Here is a 19,330-nt window from a genome sequence, read left to right as displayed (position 1 = left end):
AAAATCTTCCTCTCTGTACGATTTCTCTTACATGTTTGATGCTAACATGGTATAAAAAAAATTGCTTAGGTAATTGTTGAATCCTGGAGACGAAACTCATAGAATAGTGATAATATGTTGGAAGACTGTTCCAATAGAGCAAAATGAGAGGGGAGGCGTTAGACATGGATATTACTTATGCCTTCACGGATGAGCGTTTCAGGCAAGTTGTGTTGGATCGTTTTTGCGATCAGCGGGATTTCATTCAGGAGAGTGACGTTTGTGAGGTTGAGATATTAGAACTCTCAAATCACAATATTAGCAATCTTGATGGAATCGAGTATTTCAGGGGTCTTCAAGAGCTGAATTGTGCCTATAATCAATTGAGCGGTCTGGATCTTACTCAGAATCACAAGCTGAGGACGTTACGTTGCAGAGAGAATCAGCTTCTTACACTGGACCTCCGTTCCAATTCGGAATTGCAGGTGCTGGATTGCAGTTTTAATCGACTTCGCAAATTGGATCTTTCTCATAATTCCAAACTTATAACGGTGGAGTGTCATTGGAATATGTTGTCGGAGCTGGCTTCAGAGCCCCTTGAGCAGTTGGAGGAACTTAGTTGCAGTTATAACGCTCTTTTCTCACTTGAACTTGAACACAATAAGCAACTGCGGCGACTTGATTGCGCCAACAATTACATGTTGGAACTTGATGTAACAGGTTGTCCAAACTTGATTGAACTTCGTTGTAACCACAATCATATCAAACAGTTGGATTTTCGTTCAAATATGGTTTTGGAGAGTGTCCGTTGTTTTAACAACCATATTAGCAAGCTGGATATTCGCCATAACGTACAACTAAAAGAGTTGTACTGTTCCGAGAACAAATTAACCGAGTTGGATTATAGCGCTAATCCCAAGCTGGAAAGACTGCAGTATGCAGATAATCTAATGTTTGAATCCAATCATGAAGTTCCGGGTATGGGGTTGTTTCAGTATGACGTCTCGATGTCCAACTATCAGATGTGCTTACTTATTCAGGATAAAGAACTGGTAGTCACTGCACAGGTTTCAACCAAGACAGAGATGGAAGCCTTATCCTCATATATGGAAGAGACGTGGAAACGGTGGGACATGCTTGGTGAGCAGGCACTTAAAACCATTGCCGAGGCTCATCCGGACGAAGATATCAATACATTGATTTTGGCTGATGTAGAATTTCAGGGAGATCAATATTTCCGATTGGGTTATGATGCGGGGGATACACCTGCTGGTCGACTGTACATATATGCGGAGTTTGACGATGAATTTCACATGTTGGATACGTTGATCTATGAAACGTATTAAAGCCACGATATCGTGGCTTTTTTGCTGTGTTGAACTAAAGATTATTTACACTGACACTACGATGACAGAACAACCTTCCAATCGCTGTTATCCCCAGATTTTATTTCCATTCCTTTTCTAAAGGGGAAAATCCGGGGATAGCGTATGCTTCCGATGCAGCTTTCTTTCAGAAAGCTTTTAGGCGAGCGCTTCGCTTTTTCAGGTTTTTTCTGTCCTCTCCGTTATCGTGTAAATGTTAGTTCAACTTATATAATTTGTTATATTATATGTTATTCAGCGTGCATTTTGTTAAAGCTAACATATTCGTTAATCGGTTTACGGTAACCGCGTGGGCGCTGTTTGGCTTCCGACTTTTTGCCGATGGTGATCAGCATAACGGGTACGTAATGGTTAGGGATTTCCAGACTCCGTTGCAGTTCTTCCGAGTCAAAACCAATCATTGGACAAGTGTCCCAACCGCGATCCTGAGCGATCAGCATCAATTGCATGGCAGACAGGCTGGCATTGCGAATCGCATCCTCACGTTGGAAGAATCTGCCGCGAGATTCGTAAAATTCGGTGACACTTTGGGATTCCTGCTCGTATTGGAACGGAGTAAGAGCGCCCAGGTTCAGCAGGCCTTCGTTAATAGTACGGATATGATGATGCGCATTGATGTCGCCCAATACCACGATGACCGCAGAAGCTGTTTTTACCTTATATTGCTGGGAAGCTTCATAGACTTTCTCTTTCTGTTCCTCGTCTTTAATTACAAGATAGTGCGTGTGTTGTAGGTTAAAGGCAGATGGTGCAAATTTATTCAGGGCAAACATTTCTTGCAGTTCCAAATCCGAAATTTCAATTCCTTCTTCAAAAATAACGGCCGATCTTCGGTTTTTGACTAGATTCTCCAACTCACTCATGGTAGTTTCCCTCGCTTATGTATGATTTATAAACTGACTATAACACACTTAGTTACTTTATGTAAGTATTATTTTAGAATAAGACAAGGATCGTCTGCCATACGCTAAAATAAAACACTAGAGGTGATTCATGAAAGCATTGATCGCAAGGTATATGGGAGGACATGACCCTCATGAATTTCGGGTATATGTGATCCAATCTTCGACGTTAAAACGTTTTGTAGTCGTGGAGATTATTCTAGGCCCTATCGTGTACAATGTCGCACTTTATTTGTGCCATAATGTAATACTTGCAGGAGTAGGCTCTTGGGCTGGAACAGAAGGTCTGAAGAGACTGCCACTGGTCTTTAGAAAAATCGTTGGGACATGATGAAGTGTGTAAATGAAAAATTGAAGCAGAAGAGGGCCAGTTGCGGCCCCATCTTCTCCTTCAGTCATGTTATCTATAGTCACGCTTCTTTTATCTAATCAGATAACTATAACTGTCTAAGCTTTGGGTTAACCTGCCTTATTTGGCACGTTCCAAATACTGCTCCAGCGTAAGTTTCTGGTTGGTAATCTCACCAGCAATATATACCCCTACATAACGTACATGCCATGGCTCATAGGAGTAACCAGTCAATTTCTCCTGATCTTTGCCATAACGGATGATGAAGCCGTATTTGTGGGCATTGGTTTTCAGCCATTTGCCTTCTTTGGTGTTGCCAAAGCTTTGCTGAAGATCGTAACCAGCCGAAGCGCTGGAGATATCCATAGCTAGACCGGTCTGATGTTCGCTTTGTCCTGGCCGAGCACTTGTTTTATTGGCAACAGCTTCACCTTTGATGCTGGCATTACGGTCAAAGATCGATTTCTGGGTCGCATACGAGCGATAGCCAGACACCGCTTTGATATCGATGCCGTCTTTTTTGGCAGCTGCAAATAGTTTCTCTAGCGCTGTTGCAGCTACTTTACGCATCTGTTTCTTCGGACTGGAGCCAGAGAAGCTAAAAGGAATATTAGGTACAACCAAATCTTGTGGTGCATAAGTTGAAGGCAGATTTCTCTTTTTATTGACAAGCACAACTGTACTGGACACATTGGTCACAGTTGCCACATTTTTAATCGTTTTGATCGTACGACCAGGTGCATTATCATGCAGAAATTGAGTGAAGCTGGAGCTTGCCGCAGACGCGACGGGATTCAGGCTAGAAGTGATGGGAAACGTAGTAAAGGCAGAACCTGCTACAACAGAGCCTATGAGAATTGTAGATATGATGGATTTACGAGTAAAAGATTTCATGATGTGTGTTCCTCCTCGGAATATATGAATCTATATACCGAGTATACTAGAGGATTATATCCATAGGTTCTCCAATTGTTTCCGAGTTGTAAACAAAGTTTGCTAGATTCTTCTTCTTCTTCAACTCTGATAGAGGCATATAAAGAAAAGCACGTTAAAAAAGCCGTTGCATTAGATGCAACGGCTTTTGTTGTGAAGAAAGATAATGCTAGATTACTTCAAGTATGCTGGAGACTGTGTTATAGCATGCAGGCGTCGGATCCACCGGAGCTTCCTGCAGTTACTGCACGGGTGTCACGAACGCGAACGTTGGCGCTGAGCACACCAGAATCACTGCTTAATTTGAAAGAAGGATAATTCTCTTCTGTATCCAGCTTCATGTGTTGTTCAAGGTTCAGCTGCTGCTTCGGATCAACATAGAACGGAACCAGATTGGTTTCAATCTGCGCGTCGAGAGCCGCAAGTTCATCAACAATGATAATAGCGATAACTCCGTTACATCCGCAACCTTCCAAGTCATAGATCACTTTGAAATATCCAGGTTGGTCATTCAGGCTTTCCGTCAATCGTTTTGAAGCCAAATCTGTAATTTGAATATACATATAGGTACACTCCTTTATATGTGGTCATGGTTGGTAAATGGTAAAAGAATTCATTCAGCTTCTATTCCCATTATACCACTTTGGCAAAAATCAAAGCATTTATTTTCTTGACTGATCAGTCTGGAAAAGGTATTCTTTAGTTAATGAATAGGGAGGTGAGGTCTTAAATTGGGAAGAGCCAAGGAGTTCGACACGGAGACTGTTCTAAGAAAAGCAACGTCTGTATTTGGAGCGTACGGTTATGAAGGTACATCTTTGAGCTTACTGCTGAGTGAACTTGGCATTGCGCGGCAAAGCCTGTATGACACCTACGGAACTAAACATGATTTATTTGTCACTGCTCTTAAATTCTATATTCAGCAGAAGACAGAGGCGGGGATCAAACTATTAAACGAATGCACAAGTGTGAGGCAAGGCGTGACCGAGTTGTTCAATGAAGCGGTTAACGTGTTGACAGACAACGAACGTCGTAATGAATGTTTCATCATTAATAGCGCGGTTGAACAGGCACCACAAAATCACGAAATCGCCGTCTTTATTCAAACCACTAACCAACAAATGGAAGATGTTTTTCATACTGCGCTGTTACGAGGCCAGAGGAGCGGCGAATTGAAGCACGCAGAGGAAGAATTGCCCGGGCTTGCCCGTTTTCTGAATTATTCCCGACTCTCATTGACCTTTACGGCTAAGAGCGGTGCAAGCACAGAAGCGCTGCGGGATTTTGTACAGATGACCCTAAGGGCTATGGATTAACGTTTTACATGATTTGAGTAAGAATTCTTTACGTTTTCTTGAAAATGGACGCTTAGGGCGTTTATTTTTTGACTATTATAGACCGATTGGTCTGGAAAAAAAACACCAAACAAACTGAAGGAGGAAATAAGGATGACACAATCTCAGCAGTTGGAAGCGGGCAATAATATACCGTATCGGATCATGCATGGATTTACTCAATTGCTACTGGAGGGAAAACTAGAACAATGGTTGGAGCTATATACATCTGACGCTATTTTCGAATTCCCATATGCACCAGCAGGATATCCTCAGAAACTGGAAGGCAAAGCCGCAATTACGAATCATCTTCATAATCTGCTGGGGATGATTGAAATTCAGCAGTTTTCTGAACCGGTGATCTTGGCTGATTCCACGAAACAACAGTTTGTGGCTGAATTTACTTGTAAAGGGCGTTCATTAGTTACAGGCAAGCCATACAACCAAACGTACATCTCTGTAGTGAGCCACTCTAATGGAAAAATTACACATTATAAAGACTATTGGAATCCGATGGTCGTACTCGAATCGGACTTAGGAGGAAACAAGCATGATCAATGATAAACCGTTGACACTTATTACCGGAGCTAATGGAAAGACAGGAAGCCGTGTTGCGGCCATACTTCAAAAGCATCATTATCCGGTGCGTTTGGCAGGAAGAACTAAACCATCTCTTTCTGGTTCTGCCGATAATTATGTCTATTTTGATTGGTATGATTCCGAGACATATGCGCTGGCGCTGAAAAATGTGAATCAGGTGTACCTTGTTGTGCCAGTCATGGACATGACCCCAGAAGACGTCATGATTCCGTTCATCAAGGAAGCATTGTGGAACGGCGTTAAGCGATTTGTCTTGCTTGGCAGTGCTTCAATTGATGAAGAGGGTCCTATTTTTGGCAAAGTACATCAGTATATAAAAGCCCATGCTCCTGAGTGGGCTGTATTGCAGCCTTCCTATTTTATGGAGAACTTTACGGAGGGACCGCATCGGGAGACGACGAAACAACTCGGGAAAATATACAGTGCTACGGGTGAAGGGAAAATTGGATTTGTTAGTGCAGATGATATCGCGGCAGTTGCGTTCCATACTCTGACGGATATTGTTCCTCATAATACGGAGCATATCATTACAGGGCCGGAGACGTTGTCCTATGGACAGGTTGCAGACGTCTTGAGCCGTGTACTGGGTCAGTCCATCCAGCATGAATCTTTGTCCGATGATGAACTGAGGAATAGCATGATTCGCGCAGGAATGTCAGAAGAATACGCTGCTGCCCTCGCAGGACTGGATGTGCCTATCCGGGAGGAGGGGAGAGAAGATCAAACGACGGATACGGTGAAAAAATTAACGGGGAATAACCCGATTTCATTCGAGCAATTTATTCAGAATCATATGGAAGTATGGAAATAATGGAAGAAACATTTTCATATTATGAGAAGACGGTGCCTAGTGCCCGTCTTTTTGCATGTCTACCAGCATGTTGACATCGTTGATTCGAATATGGATCTCTCCCTAACAAGGGACACTAAGGAAAGCAGTGATTATACGAACACACTTTTGGGGAAATAGATGAAGATGAATGTTAGGGCGTGTCTGAAACACGCCCTAGATAAAGGGGCGAAGAGAGCGAATGATTCAGTTCGAAAATGTATCAAAACAATATCCTGATGGAACAACGGCTTTGCGTCAGGTTAACCTCAACATTAACAAGGGAGAACTGTTTGTCATGATTGGTCCGAGTGGATGTGGCAAAACCACCATGCTCAAAATGATCAATCGCCTGATTGAACGAACAGATGGAACAGTGCGCATTAATGAACGCCCAATCGATGAATACAACATTCACGAATTGCGCTGGAATATAGGATATGTGCTGCAACAGATTGCACTATTCCCGCATATGACAATTGCCGAAAATATTGCAGTTGTTCCTGAACTCCGAAAATGGAAGTCAGATCAAATTAAGGAGCGTGTACATACGTTACTGGACATGGTGGGTTTGCACGGAGATACGTACAGTGAGCGTAAACCGTCCGAGTTATCCGGAGGACAACAGCAGAGAATTGGTGTGTTGCGTGCACTCGCTGCCGATCCCGAGATAGTTTTGATGGATGAACCGTTCAGTGCACTCGATCCAATGAGTCGGGAGAAATTACAGGATGATATTTTGGATATCCAGCGTCAGATGAAAAAAACAATTGTGTTTGTCACCCATGATATTCAGGAAGCGATGAAGCTGGGGGATCGCATCTGCATTATGAAGGATGGACAGGTTTTGCAGGTAGGCACCCCGGAAGAACTGATCCGACAGCCAGCTAATGATTTCGTACGTGAATTTGTTGGAAGTCCTAACACCGATACGAGTTCACAATCTGATTTTGATCTCGAATCCATCATGTCACCACTCTCACCGGGTCATGTGCCAAAATCAGCCAAAACCGCCGTTCCTGTATCCATTACGTTGACGGAGTTAGTTGATATCATGGCTTCCCATGACCATCTGCTAGTTGAACGTAACCGCCAGATTATTGGCGAGATCAGTCGAGTTGATCTGATGAAATACTGGTCTGGTCAGTTACAGGAACGAGGTGAAGAACATGAGTAGATTCACGGAGGTGTTCAGTGAGCGCAAAGGTCAGTTGTTGTCTGCTCTGCTGGAACATATTCAGATCTCATTTATCTCATTGTTCTTTGCTGTCCTCATCGCTATTCCGCTTGGTATTTACTTGACACGCAAGCCAAAAGTCGCTGAACCGATTATTGGGGTTACGGCTGTGTTGCAGACGATACCTTCCTTGGCGCTTCTCGGATTGCTCATCCCGTTATTCGGCATAGGCACACTTCCTGCAATCATTGCACTGGTGGTGTATGCGCTGCTTCCGGTACTCCGCAACACGTACACAGGCATATCCGAAGTTGATCCTTCCATGGTGGAAGCGGCGAATGCGATGGGCATGAATAGTTGGCAACGTCTAATCAAAGTGGAACTGCCACTGGCGATGCCTGTCATTATGGCCGGAATTCGGACCGCGATGGTGCTTATTGTAGGAACGGCGACACTTGCTGCCTTGATCGGCGCAGGAGGTTTGGGTGCATTAATTTTGCTGGGCATTGATCGGAACGATACCGCATTGATCATCCTTGGAGCCATTCCGGCCGCATTGCTGGCGATTTTGTTTGATGTACTATTACGTCAGTTCCAGCGGTTATCCTTCAAGAAAACATTGGTTACCCTTGGTTCGCTGGCAATAATCGCGATACTTGTGATTACCATTCCCTTCGTGGCACGTGGTGGACAGAAGGATCTCGTCATTTCCGGGAAATTGGGGGCCGAACCCGAAATTCTCATTAATATGTACAAATTGTTAATCGAAAAAGACACAGACCTGACCGTTGAACTAAAACCCGGATTGGGCAAAACGCCATTCCTTTTCAATGCACTCAAGTCGGGTGATATTGACATCTATCCCGAATTCACGGGGACAGCGATCTCCGAATTTATGAAGGAAACGGCTGTGAGTACGGATCGAACAGAGGTCTACGAACAAGCAAGAGACGGAATGTTAAGCCAGTTCAACATGGTGCTGCTGAACCCAATGGATTACAACAATACGTATACGTTGGCCGTTCCAAAGAGCATCGCAGATCAATACAATCTCAAGACCATTTCGGATCTCAAACCGGTTGAGCAGCAGATCAAAGCAGGATTCACACTTGAATTCTCGGATCGGGAAGACGGATACCTTGGCATACAGAAAAAGTATGGGATTGAATTCCCAAACGTTGCAACAATGGAACCCAAGCTTCGCTATGGTGCTCTTCAGCGCGGAGATATTAATCTCGTTGATGCTTACTCCACAGACAGTGAGTTGAGACAATATGAACTCGTTGTGCTGGAGGATGACCAGGAATTGTTCCCGCCGTATCAAGGTGCGCCGATGCTTCGTCAAGAAACGGCAGATCAATATCCACAACTGGTTGAGGTGCTGAATCAGCTTGCTGGAAAAATTACGGATGATGAGATGCGTCAGATGAACTATGACGTGAACGTAGAGGGAGAGAATCCTGAACAGGTTGCAGCAGAGTACCTTAAACAGGCTGGATTGCTGTAACTTCAGGCATCCCTGCAATAGATGCACCAAAAGGATGAGGAGGAACCATGATGACACAAGAAACGTATGACTTGATTGCAATTGGCACAGGAAGCGCGGCAAGCTCTGTTATCACCCGTTGCGCTGAAGCTGGCTGGAGAGTTGCTGTAATTGATGAACGTGAGTTCGGCGGAACGTGTGCACTGCGTGGCTGTGATCCCAAGAAAGTGCTGGCTGGAGCGGCTGAGCTGATTGACTGGAATGAACGGATGCAAGGGAAAGGAATTCAGGGACAGGCGACCATCAACTGGTCTGAACTTATGGCCTTTAAACGCACCTTTACCGAGAGCATACCTAGAGCAAGTGAAGATCAATTCAAACAGGCTGGAATGGATACGTTCCATGGTAAAGCTTCATTTGTCGATGAAGACCATATTCAAGTTGGAGAAGAAGTGCTCCATGGCAAACACATCCTGATTGCTACTGGTGCAAGACCTGCTTCACTTGAGATTGAGGGCTCGGAGCATCTTATATATAGTGATGACTTTCTGGATCTGGAACAGCTGCCGGATCGTTTAGTTCTGGTAGGCGGTGGATACATTGCATTTGAGTTTGCGCATATTGCGGCCAGAGCCGGGACGGAAGTCCATATCCTGCATCGGAGTGATCAGCCCTTAAAATCTTTTGATGCGGAGCTGGTGGAATCTCTGTTACAAAAATCGAAAGAGATCGGCATTCATGTTCACTTGAATGCGGAGGTGAAGTCCATACGGCAAGAGGGGAACGCCTATGTTGTTCATGGCACACGTAATGGTGCAGATCACCAGTGGCAGTGCGGACTTGTCGTTCATGGAGCCGGGCGTGTTCCTAATGTGGATGGGCTGGAATTGGAGAAAGCCAACGTCAGCTACAGCAAAAAGGGGATTACGGTGAACGAGTACTTACAAAGTGAAAGTAATCCGAGAGTGTATGCTGCTGGCGATGTAACGGATACAAAAGGGTTGCCTTTAACCCCGTTAGCAGGTCAGGAATCCCGGGCTGTATCGTTCAATTTGTTGGAGGGAAATCAACACAAACCAAATTATAAAGTGATGCCTTCTATTGTGTTTACTGTCCCTGCCCTTGGAGCTGTAGGTATGAGCACGGAACAAGCCAAGAAAGAGGGCTACGAGGTGCAGGTAAATGATATGTCGAAATGGTATACTTACAAGCGAACTCATGAAAAATTTGCCATGGCCAAAGTGGTGATCGACAAATCAACCGGGCGTATTCTGGGTGCACATGTGCTCGGGAGCAAAACAGAAGAATTGATCAATCTTTTTGCAATGGCGATTCAGTTCAATCTGACTATCGATCAGTTAAACACCATGAATTTTGCATATCCTACTGCTGCATCGGACCTGGGTTCTTTAATTTAGAAGTGATGATGAACTCCCCTTTGGGATGGAAGGAAGGATGAAAACAACGATGTCATCGGATTTTATTGGGCTTCATGAAGGAAAGTGGACGAAGGAACCCGTTGCTGCACGGATGGATGGGGATCGTTTCGTTGTGGAAGCTCGGGAAGGCAGTGACTTCTGGGAGAACACATTCTACGGGTTCTGTCATCGGGATGGACACGCCATGCTTGCTCCATGGGACGGAACGGAAGCGATTGAGGTATCGTTTGATCTAAGCTCATTCACCGAATTGTATGATCAGGCTGGACTAATGTTATGGTACGGAGAAGACCAATGGATCAAGGCTGGAGTTGAGGTTAATGATGGCGTGGCACATGTTGGAGCTGTCGTGACGGATACGTATTCAGATTGGTCACTCTCTCCTGTGCCAGAGTGGGGTGGACGAATCGTAACAATCAGAGCCTCCTACAGTAATGAGGCTGTTGTCATTCGTGCTCGCACAGATGAGCATCCTTGGCGTACGATTCGGGTTGCACGTTTTGCCTATCCGACGAACAAACATGCTGGTCCATTTCTGTGTTCACCAAAGCGAGCAGGTTTCGAGGTAGCCTTTACCAAGTGGAGATCCACGACACCCGATCAAGACTTGCATACAGATCCGCCGATTACAGATTAAAACAAGTTAAGATGCACGATAAACAATGAAACATGAACACGTGTACCTGGTTTAGAAAGCAAGACAACACAAATAAGCAAGTCTTCCACTAACGGAGGACTTGCTTATTTGTGTGTTTAAACTTTGGACTATGAAAAGTCTTCAGTTACTCATTTCATCATTCACCGGGGTCAGTGAGTTCTTTTCGCACATACAATAGAGTGCTTGCGAACTTTACTTGAGTTTAACGTTTATTTACTCGGGTCCGTATCCAGGGACTGGGGTTCGGTCTCTTTTTCAACCTCATCATCATTGGACTTATTGAACTCCAGCATACGCTCCTCGTAATCGTCCAGGAACCATAACGGGTCCATACTGTCTTCCTCACCGTTGTAATTGATCACGATTTCTTCTCCAGCTTTGATGTCTGTATACGCGTAGAAGTCAAAGGTGTGGTTATCAAAATTGATATCGTAAGTAGCGTTAGGTTCATAGGAGTGGTTGATCAGACTGCCGTAGCCGAGCAGAATCGCGGTATGATTCGCCCCATATTCGAACACGTAATCTTCCAAAATCGTTTTTTCGACATGCTCATGATCTTCATTTGGGTAAGGCACAACGGGTGCCTGATGGATAAGCGTTCCTTTGGCAATATCAACGGTAGCAAATACCCCGCGGTTAAACTCACCACCATCACCCAACTTGGATTGTTTCACTTCAATCATAATCTTCACCTGATGCTCTTCGAAGAGCTCCGTTCTATATAATAGTAATTCGTTAAGGCAAAATTTTAACCCATACTTTCATATAAGGCAAATTTCAGACAAAAAGGTGGAATAATTTTTAATATGGCGTTGAGTTGTGCAGGATATAACGCTTATAATATACAAAGAATTAAGTCTATATAGAAAAGGTGTCATGAATGAGCATATTAAATGTAGAAAAATTAAGTCACGGTTTTGGTGACCGTGCTATCTTTAACGACGTTTCATTCCGCCTGTTGAAGGGCGAACATATTGGTCTGATCGGGGCCAATGGTGAAGGTAAATCCACCTTCATGAACATTATTACAGGAAAACTTCAGCCGGATGAAGGTAAGGTGGAGTGGTCCAAACGGATGCGTGTTGGTTATCTGGACCAGCATGCTGTATTGAACAAAGGCCAATCGATCCGTGACGTACTTCGCGGCGCGTTCCAGTACTTGTTTGATATGGAACAGGAAATGAATGATATGTATGGCAAAATGGGCGATGTTACACCGGAGGAGCTTGAACAACTGCTTGAAGACGTGGGTACGATTCAGGATACACTGACAAACCAGGATTTCTACATGATCGATGCCAAAGTGGATGAAACCGCACGTGGTCTGGGTCTGACGGATATCGGTCTGGATAAAGACGTCAATGACCTGAGTGGTGGACAGCGTACCAAAGTATTGCTTGCCAAGCTGCTGCTAGAAAAACCCGATATTTTGCTGCTCGATGAGCCTACGAACTATCTGGATGAATTGCATATCGAATGGCTGAAACGTTATTTGCAGGAATATGAGAATGCTTTTATTCTGATCTCTCACGATATTCCGTTCCTGAACAGTGTAATCAACTTGATCTATCACATGGAGAACCAGAATCTAACTCGTTATGTGGGCGATTATGATCACTTCCAGGAAGTGCATGAGATGAGAAAACAGCAGCTGGAGTCGGCTTACAAACGTCAACAACAAGAGATCGCTGACCTCAAGGACTTTGTAGCGCGGAACAAAGCAAGTGTAGCTACACGTAATATGGCGATGTCCAGACAGAAGAAACTCGACAAGATGGATGTCATTGAGATCGCCAAGGAGAAACCGAAACCGCAGTTCAACTTCCGTGATGCAAGAACATCCGGCAAGCTCATTTTTGAAACCAAAGGACTTGTGATTGGTTACAACGAACCGTTGTCCAGACCACTGGATCTGCGTATGGAGCGTGGACAGAAGATTGCCCTCGTTGGTGCGAACGGAATTGGTAAAACAACCCTGATGCGCAGTATTCTGGGTGAAATTCAAGCTCTGGAAGGAACCGTTCAACGTGGTGAACATCTGGAGATTGGTTACTTCCAGCAAGAGATGAAGGATGCCAACTACAATACGTGTATTGAAGAGATCTGGCAGGAGTTTCCTTCGTATACCCAATTCGAGGTGCGTGCTGCACTTGCAAAATGTGGTTTGACTACAAAACACATTGAGAGCAAGGTAGCTGTACTGAGTGGTGGCGAGAAAGCTAAAGTGCGTCTCTGTAAGCTGATCAATAATGAAACCAACCTGCTTGTGCTCGATGAGCCGACGAACCATCTGGACGTTGATGCCAAGGAAGAGTTGAAACGTGCGCTCAAGGCTTACAAAGGCAGTATTCTTCTGATTTCCCACGAACCGGAATTCTACCGTGATGTCGTTACGGAGACGTGGAACTGTGAGTCGTGGACAACAAAGGTATTCTAAATAGAGGTTGTTCAAAAAGTCCGCTTTTGATTACGAATCATGTACGAGCTTGCGAACAAGCTCGAAGCGTGAGAAAAGGCGCGAATTTTGCTTGCAGAACAAGCAGAACTCGCGCCTTTTTTGCGTGGTTTTAACGAAAAATGTTTGAGCCCAATTCACAGTTGACAGCTTGAATAAGGCAATAATATAATTCAGGAAAGCGATTACATTTATATATTAAAAACCTGTTTCACTGCATAGGGGCAAAGAAAACACGGTATTCCGTATGAGTATCATTGCACTTAGAAGGGAAGACGGGTCTTTTTTTGCGCTCCAATGAAACCGGTTTCATTAAAATAAGGAGGTGGACAAGAGCTCGTTACTGACCACTGGTTGCTAAGGATAGGCTGAACAACAACACCGCGCATACAAGAACCATGCTTTCATCTTTCACGCCAAAGGAGAGAATGAACATTGGATAAACTCAGGAAACCCATGATATTTATGTTATCTGCAACACTTGCGCTGTCTTCGGGACCGTTGATGTTGCCGAGTAAGGCGTATGCCGATCTGAGCAGTATACCCGCCACGTTGTTGCAGGACGATTTTTCGGATGGGAATTTCACGGAATCACCCGCGTGGAACGTAAGCTCAGGCAACTGGGAAGTGTTCGCTGACCCGACAGATGCGTCCAACTTTACGCTTTTCCAGAGCGATACCAATGAAGGCATCATCTCTACTGGAGACTCCATGTCGGACATGACCGTGTCCATGCGCTTTTACACGGGAGCCGGTCAGGGGTATCCGGGAATATTGCCGCGGTTTCAGGATAAGAGCAACTTTTACTATTTTCAAATGCAGGTTCCCAATAATAAACTCGTTTTCTCCAAACGGGTGAACGGATCAGACACAACTTTGAAAACGGTGGACTATGCTTTTGCCAAAGATGCATGGTACACGCTCAAAGTGGTGTTATCAGGTACCACCATTCGCGGGTATATCGCGGAAAACGGCTCCGATCGGTTGGTATTTGATCTGGTCGATCCTACATACGGGTCAGGTACTGTGGGCATTCGGAATAAGTGGCAGTCGGTACATGCAGATGACGTGACCATTGCCGAGCAACCGCCTGGGAACGATATTCAGCTCTCTATTGCTGAGCAGACGGCTTCTTCGGTTTCACTGCAATGGTCTGAAATCGCGGGAGCATCAGCCTATCGCTTGTACCGTTCCTCTACGCCTGAAGGCGGTTATTCTCTGGCAACCAGTACCGGAACTTTGGAACACATGGATGAAGGATTGAGCGGGGATACGGTGTATTATTACAGGCTCGCTTATGAATACGGAGGCCTAACCGAATCATTATGGACTGCTCCGCTGGAAGTTCGGACGACAGCCGCAGCACCACAGGCTCCGGGCGAACTAAAGGCCGAAGCACTCAATGCCACAAGCGTGAAGCTATCTTGGTCCGCTGTGGACAAGTCAACTGGTTATCGCGTGGTTCGGGCCGAATCTGGCAGTGAGCAATACGAGCAGATATACGAAGGGAAAGGGCTCACATTCACGGATAATGCACTTGAGCCGGGCACCAGCTACAGCTATCGCGTAACAGCCTATAACGCAGCTGGGGAGTCAGCATTCACTGTTGCAGAAGCCACGACATACTCCATTGACTCTCCAGCAGAGTTCGCTGCCACAGCTGTGACGGACACATCAATCTCTCTGGGGTGGAATGTCTTGCCTGGATCTGATGTAACGTATATCGTGTCCCGTTCAACCAGTGCTACGGGTACGTATCAGCAGGTCTATAGTGGCAATGAAAACACGTTTAACGATAGCGGTCTGACGATGGGCACAGGATATTTTTACATCATTCAGGCGACCGTGGAAGGCGTAACTTCTCCAGCATCCACACCGCTGGGTGTTGCCACAGTTCGCACAAGCATTACACCAGGGCAATTGTGGCCAGATCTGGACGGCAAGCCGATTGATGCGCATGGGGCTGGCTTTTTCTATGATGAACAGACGGAGACCTATTACTGGTATGGCGAATATCATAAGGGCGGCTGGCCAGCTGTTGGTGTGCGTGTGTATTCATCCGAGGATCTGATGAACTGGACTGACGAGGGCATGGCTCTGACGACGCTTCAATCGATGGATGATTTTGACAATGACCCATTGATTTCCGAATTGTATGCAGGACGCGAAGACAAGGTGGATATCTGGGCAGATATTCGCAAAGGACGGATCATTGAACGACCAAAGGTCATATACAACGACAAAACGAAGAAATACGTGATGTGGGCCCACATGGATGGCGACAAGGACCCTTATAACGATAATGCGAACTACGGTAAGGCGAGAGCCGGTTATGCGATCAGCGACTCTCCAACAGGGCCTTTTGTGTATCAGAAGAGTTACCGGATGGACAGAGCTCCGGAAGGGGAGAAAGATTATTTCCCAAGCGACCGGGGTATGGCACGTGACATGACGTTGTTTAAGGATGATGACGGTACCGGTTATCTGATCTACTCCAGTGAGGAAAACCTGACGCTCTATATCTCCAAACTGAATGAAGACTACAGTGACGTAACAGGGTGGCATAAGGAAGGACGAACGGATGACAAAGGCAATCCGGTACGAGATTCTACCTATCAGGCGGAATACGGCGTCGATTACGTGCGTGTGTTCCCGGGAGGGCAACGTGAAGCACCGGCGATGTTCAAGTATCAGGGGAAATATTATATTTTGACTTCGGGAGCTTCCGGTTGGGCCCCTAACGAAAACAAAGTGACGGTGGCGGACAACATCTTTGGCCCGTGGTCAACGCAGACCAATCCGTTCGTGCGTACGTTGCCAACCGATCCTGATCCAGGCAAGGCATTTGGCACACAGACCACTTCCGTCATTCCGGTCGATCCGGAAAAAGGCAAATTCATTTACGTGGGGGATACGTGGAATGGTGGCAATTTCTCGAATGATGCTGCAAAATACGTGTTCTTGCCAATTGAGTTTGGAATAGGCTCCGACATCGCGATCAAGTGGTATAACAGCTGGACACCTGATCTGCTGAATTCGATGGGAAAGGTAGATATTGCTGATCCGTTGCCAGAAGCCGTGGCGTTAGGCAAAGTACCATCCCTGCCAACAACATTGAATGTGCGCGACGGTGGAGCACTGGTATCAACGCCAGCAGTATGGACGATTGATAACCGGGAGATGACGGCAGAAGATTTTGCTAAGCCAGGACCGCTCACATTACAGGTAACGACACCGGAATATAACAACAAAAAGCAGGCAGTTCGCGTAAATGTCATTCCGGAGAATACACTATATTTCGTGAATAGCGGAGGTTACGAAACGGCTGATTACAGTCTCATGGGTGCTTATATGAAAGGAACGCTTGCCAACCCGGAAACGGCGGATCAGATGTACGCTCCGGCTGAGGGACGTAATTGGGGTTATGTCAGCGCAGATGCACTGGCATCCGGTTCGAATGGCGGGGATATATTCTCGACCGTACGTTATCTGAACGGTGGAAATGTCAGCAATTCTCCTAAAGGCACGGACTTAACCTATAGATTTGATGTGCCAAACGGGACATACGATGTCTACGCCGGATTCAACGATCCGTGGTCCAATGCATCGCGCAGAGCAAATTACATCATCAATGGAACCAATACTGGTGCAGTTACTTTTACACCTGCCAGCGTTAGAGCCCGCAAAGGCATCAGCGTGTCGGACAACAAACTGGAGTTGACCGTGCGCAATACGGCATCGCAGGACCCGATGATTAGCTGGATTATGATCGTTAAACCTGACGCCGCGCCACCTGCAAATGATAGTGCTGGCCTTAATGCTGATGCGTTAGATTCAACGAGCGCAACGCTTCGCTGGGATGCTCATCTTGGTGCAGCAAGCTACAAGCTCTACCGCTCAGATCGTGAGCAAGGAGAGTATAAGGTGGTCTACAGCGGCAATGGACGAGAGTACACGGACAGTGAACTGAACCCCGGCACGGAATATTATTACAAAGTGGAAGCTTTTGATGCGACGGGGCAATCCTTGAGAGGTGTATCTTCCGCTTATCAGGTGCATACGGCTCAGCAGAGCGCTGCTGATGTAGCGACAAGCATTACAGCGTTGGAACAGCCTTCCGCAGGTGCAAAAAAACTGAAGTTCCCATCCGTGCCGCAAGGTTTCACAGTGAAGATTGCTTCCAGTTCGGTACCGTCGGTCATTCAAACCGATGGAACGATTGTCCCACCATCTAAGGAAACAACAGTAACCCTGGAGTTGGAAATTACTCGAACTTCTGACGACAGTAAAGCCTTGACTGCACCGTTGACGGTGAAGGTGCTCGCATCTGTCCCTTCCCCCGGAGGCAACCCTGGTTCGGGCGGTAGTCCAGGCGGTAATTCCAATGGAATTCCAGGAAATAGTTCTGGTTCAGCCAACAATGGTGGACAAACAGGAAGTGGTAACCCAAGTGCAGAGAATGCGGTACCACAACTTAAACCGGAGAAGGACCGTTCTGTTCTGGAGTTGCAGGGACAGTCTGATCAGAAGGGGGTAGTGTATTCCAACGTAGATGTTTCAACGATTAAAGATGCTTTTAAAGTTGCCCCTTCAACGGATGCTGGTCTGCGCTTGGTCGAACTTCGGCTGAAGCCGGTTTCGGGAGCAACGGCATATGAAGTGTCTCTGCCTGCCTCTGCGTTAATAGATCAGGGTGAGTCACATGTGTTCAACATTGTTACAGAGCTGGGAATGTTGGAGCTTCCTGCGACACTGTTAAAGGATATAGTTGGTGATGGGATTGCATCAATCCGATTGGTCAGAACGGAGCTGCCAAAAACAGTCGCAGATCAGCTCGGCACGCAATATGGAGTCCAGCTTGAACTTCAACTGGATGGTCAACCATGGCCATCGGAAAGCGGGTTGAACCTTCGTCTGCCTTTCCAATCCTCACAAAATGCTCAGCAGGATCGGATTGTAGCATTTGCCATTGGCGCGAACGGTGTGGCAACCCCATTGCCGCAAAGTTACTACGATCAAAAAAGCGGGCAGCTTGTATTTTCCGTAACATCACTCACAGGAAATTATGCTGTTGTGCTTGTGGAGCAGACATTCGCAGATCTTGCAGAAGTGCAGTGGGCCAAGAAAGCAATGGAGGCTTTGGCTGTCCGAGGTGTAATTGATGCTGAGGCAAGCGGTGATTCCACCCAGTTACATCCAAAACAGGAGATGACCCGCGGCCAATACATGCAATGGTTGATGACTGCGCTGGGTTTGAATGCTTCTTCCGGGAATGCGTTCTCTGATGTAAACGAAAATGCTTCGTACTACGAAGCAGTTACAGCTGCGCGTTCGCTAGGTATCACCAGTGGTACAGGTGACGGGCGCTTCTTGCCAGAGTCCACGATCACTCGTCAAGAGATGATGACATTAACAGTGAGGGCACTTGCAGCGGCTGGACTGATTGACTCCGAGAAGGCTGGAACAGATAACCTTACTCGTTTCCGTGACGCTTCCGAGATTCACTCTTATGCCCGGGATAGTGTGGCATTACTTGTGGATCTGGGCATTGCCAACGGGTACAACGGTGAGGTGAAACCTCTTGCCGAAGCGACCCGAGCTGAATCGGCTACGTTGTTATATGCGATGATGAGCAAATTCGTATGGAATAAGTGATGATACATCAGAATCGCAGCGTGTGAAAAAGAAGGCTTACTTTGACCTGGAACCCAGGTTGGAGTAAGCCTTCTTCATTGTACGCCAGCCATGGGCGAAAAGTCAGTTACTCAACGAACGAGTAACCTCCTATCGTTTTGCAGTTGTTA

At 46.0% G+C, this 19,330-nt stretch carries 15 protein-coding genes; 11 read left to right on the top strand and 4 right to left on the bottom strand.

Features of this window, described 5'->3' with window-relative positions:
- Window positions 1–164 precede the first annotated feature (164 nt).
- On the top strand, window positions 165–1,325 hold the full coding sequence (locus C170_RS08870) for a leucine-rich repeat domain-containing protein (RefSeq protein WP_036608566.1): 1,161 nt from the start codon (window positions 165–167) through the stop codon (window positions 1,323–1,325).
- A 269-nt stretch (window positions 1,326–1,594) separates the two neighbouring features.
- Here the strand turns inward: C170_RS08870 and C170_RS08865 are convergent, their stop codons facing one another.
- Window positions 1,595–2,227 (bottom strand): nitroreductase family protein, encoded by a 633-nt coding sequence (locus C170_RS08865; RefSeq protein WP_036608564.1) that lies wholly within the window; start codon window positions 2,225–2,227, stop codon window positions 1,595–1,597.
- A gap of 130 nt (window positions 2,228–2,357) precedes the next feature.
- Between C170_RS08865 and C170_RS08860 the strand changes: the two genes are divergently transcribed.
- A complete protein-coding gene (locus C170_RS08860) occupies window positions 2,358–2,597 on the top strand; it encodes a hypothetical protein (RefSeq protein WP_235193803.1) in 240 nt (79 codons plus the stop codon).
- Window positions 2,598–2,735: 138 nt separating this feature from the next.
- Here the strand turns inward: C170_RS08860 and C170_RS08855 are convergent, their stop codons facing one another.
- Both C170_RS08855 and C170_RS08850 read right to left on the bottom strand, forming a co-directional pair.
- Window positions 2,736–3,509, bottom strand: a complete 774-nt coding sequence (locus C170_RS08855; protein ID WP_036608562.1) for a M15 family metallopeptidase — start codon at window positions 3,507–3,509, stop codon at window positions 2,736–2,738.
- A 239-nt stretch (window positions 3,510–3,748) separates the two neighbouring features.
- On the bottom strand, window positions 3,749–4,111 hold the full coding sequence (locus tag C170_RS08850; RefSeq protein ID WP_036608559.1) for an iron-sulfur cluster biosynthesis family protein: 363 nt from the start codon (window positions 4,109–4,111) through the stop codon (window positions 3,749–3,751).
- A gap of 168 nt (window positions 4,112–4,279) precedes the next feature.
- Between C170_RS08850 and C170_RS08845 the strand changes: the two genes are divergently transcribed.
- The 7 genes from C170_RS08845 to C170_RS08815 all read left to right on the top strand — a co-directional run bounded on the left by C170_RS08845 (window position 4,280) and on the right by C170_RS08815 (window position 11,050).
- Window positions 4,280–4,864 (top strand): TetR/AcrR family transcriptional regulator, encoded by a 585-nt coding sequence (locus tag C170_RS08845; RefSeq protein WP_036608551.1) that lies wholly within the window; start codon window positions 4,280–4,282, stop codon window positions 4,862–4,864.
- Between the two features lie 132 nt (window positions 4,865–4,996).
- On the top strand, window positions 4,997–5,443 hold the full coding sequence (locus C170_RS08840; RefSeq protein WP_051447078.1) for a nuclear transport factor 2 family protein: 447 nt from the start codon (window positions 4,997–4,999) through the stop codon (window positions 5,441–5,443).
- Window positions 5,433–6,293 (top strand): ergot alkaloid biosynthesis protein, encoded by an 861-nt coding sequence (locus tag C170_RS08835; RefSeq protein ID WP_036608549.1) that lies wholly within the window; start codon window positions 5,433–5,435, stop codon window positions 6,291–6,293. Before C170_RS08840 ends, C170_RS08835 begins: the two co-directional genes overlap by 11 nt.
- A gap of 220 nt (window positions 6,294–6,513) precedes the next feature.
- Window positions 6,514–7,488 (top strand): ABC transporter ATP-binding protein, encoded by a 975-nt coding sequence (locus C170_RS08830; protein WP_036608547.1) that lies wholly within the window; start codon window positions 6,514–6,516, stop codon window positions 7,486–7,488.
- Complete coding sequence (gene opuFB, locus C170_RS08825) at window positions 7,481–8,995, top strand: osmoprotectant update ABC transporter permease/substrate-binding subunit OpuFB (protein WP_036608545.1); 1,515 nt, start codon at window positions 7,481–7,483, stop codon at window positions 8,993–8,995. Before C170_RS08830 ends, opuFB begins: the two co-directional genes overlap by 8 nt.
- Before the next feature lie 50 nt (window positions 8,996–9,045).
- Window positions 9,046–10,392, top strand: coding sequence for a dihydrolipoyl dehydrogenase family protein (locus tag C170_RS08820; protein ID WP_036608542.1), 1,347 nt, complete (start codon window positions 9,046–9,048; stop codon window positions 10,390–10,392).
- 37 nt (window positions 10,393–10,429) lie between these two features.
- Complete coding sequence (locus tag C170_RS08815; RefSeq protein WP_235200736.1) at window positions 10,430–11,050, top strand: DUF1349 domain-containing protein; 621 nt, start codon at window positions 10,430–10,432, stop codon at window positions 11,048–11,050.
- Window positions 11,051–11,280: 230 nt separating this feature from the next.
- Here C170_RS08815 and C170_RS08810 read toward each other — a convergent pair whose 3' ends face one another.
- On the bottom strand, window positions 11,281–11,754 hold the full coding sequence (locus C170_RS08810) for an SET domain-containing protein (protein WP_036608537.1): 474 nt from the start codon (window positions 11,752–11,754) through the stop codon (window positions 11,281–11,283).
- 197 nt (window positions 11,755–11,951) lie between these two features.
- Here C170_RS08810 and C170_RS08805 point away from each other — a divergent pair, with 197 nt between their 5' ends.
- Window positions 11,952–13,508, top strand: coding sequence for an ABC-F family ATP-binding cassette domain-containing protein (locus C170_RS08805; RefSeq protein WP_017688769.1), 1,557 nt, complete (start codon window positions 11,952–11,954; stop codon window positions 13,506–13,508).
- A gap of 453 nt (window positions 13,509–13,961) precedes the next feature.
- The gene (locus tag C170_RS08800) at window positions 13,962–19,181 is read left to right on the top strand and encodes an S-layer homology domain-containing protein (RefSeq protein ID WP_036608536.1); all 5,220 of its coding nucleotides are present in this window, start codon (window positions 13,962–13,964) and stop codon (window positions 19,179–19,181) included.
- The last annotated feature ends 149 nt before the right edge of the window (window positions 19,182–19,330 follow it).

The organism is Paenibacillus sp. FSL H7-689 (genome assembly GCF_000517905.1).
In the GTDB taxonomy this organism is placed as follows: Bacteria; Bacillota; Bacilli; order Paenibacillales; family Paenibacillaceae; genus Paenibacillus; species Paenibacillus amylolyticus.
The sequence above is the reverse complement of the archived record's forward strand: the minus strand, read 5'-3'. Positions and strand labels throughout refer to the sequence as shown.

What these genes read in the sequence shown, in the direction of transcription:
- C170_RS08870 (WP_036608566.1), top strand. Translation starts at nt 165, where the DNA reads ATGGATATTACTTATGCCTTCACGGATGAGCGTTTCAGGCAAGTTGTG.
- C170_RS08850 (WP_036608559.1), bottom strand. Translation starts at nt 4,111, where the DNA reads ATGTATATTCAAATTACAGATTTGGCTTCAAAACGATTGACGGAAAGC.
- opuFB (WP_036608545.1), top strand. Translation starts at nt 7,481, where the DNA reads ATGAGTAGATTCACGGAGGTGTTCAGTGAGCGCAAAGGTCAGTTGTTG.
- C170_RS08855 (WP_036608562.1), bottom strand. Translation starts at nt 3,509, where the DNA reads ATGAAATCTTTTACTCGTAAATCCATCATATCTACAATTCTCATAGGC.
- C170_RS08835 (WP_036608549.1), top strand. Translation starts at nt 5,433, where the DNA reads ATGATCAATGATAAACCGTTGACACTTATTACCGGAGCTAATGGAAAG.
- C170_RS08860 (WP_235193803.1), top strand. Translation starts at nt 2,358, where the DNA reads ATGAAAGCATTGATCGCAAGGTATATGGGAGGACATGACCCTCATGAA.
- C170_RS08840 (WP_051447078.1), top strand. Translation starts at nt 4,997, where the DNA reads ATGACACAATCTCAGCAGTTGGAAGCGGGCAATAATATACCGTATCGG.
- C170_RS08820 (WP_036608542.1), top strand. Translation starts at nt 9,046, where the DNA reads ATGACACAAGAAACGTATGACTTGATTGCAATTGGCACAGGAAGCGCG.
- C170_RS08815 (WP_235200736.1), top strand. Translation starts at nt 10,430, where the DNA reads ATGAAAACAACGATGTCATCGGATTTTATTGGGCTTCATGAAGGAAAG.
- C170_RS08805 (WP_017688769.1), top strand. Translation starts at nt 11,952, where the DNA reads ATGAGCATATTAAATGTAGAAAAATTAAGTCACGGTTTTGGTGACCGT.
- C170_RS08830 (WP_036608547.1), top strand. Translation starts at nt 6,514, where the DNA reads ATGATTCAGTTCGAAAATGTATCAAAACAATATCCTGATGGAACAACG.
- C170_RS08810 (WP_036608537.1), bottom strand. Translation starts at nt 11,754, where the DNA reads ATGATTGAAGTGAAACAATCCAAGTTGGGTGATGGTGGTGAGTTTAAC.
- C170_RS08865 (WP_036608564.1), bottom strand. Translation starts at nt 2,227, where the DNA reads ATGAGTGAGTTGGAGAATCTAGTCAAAAACCGAAGATCGGCCGTTATT.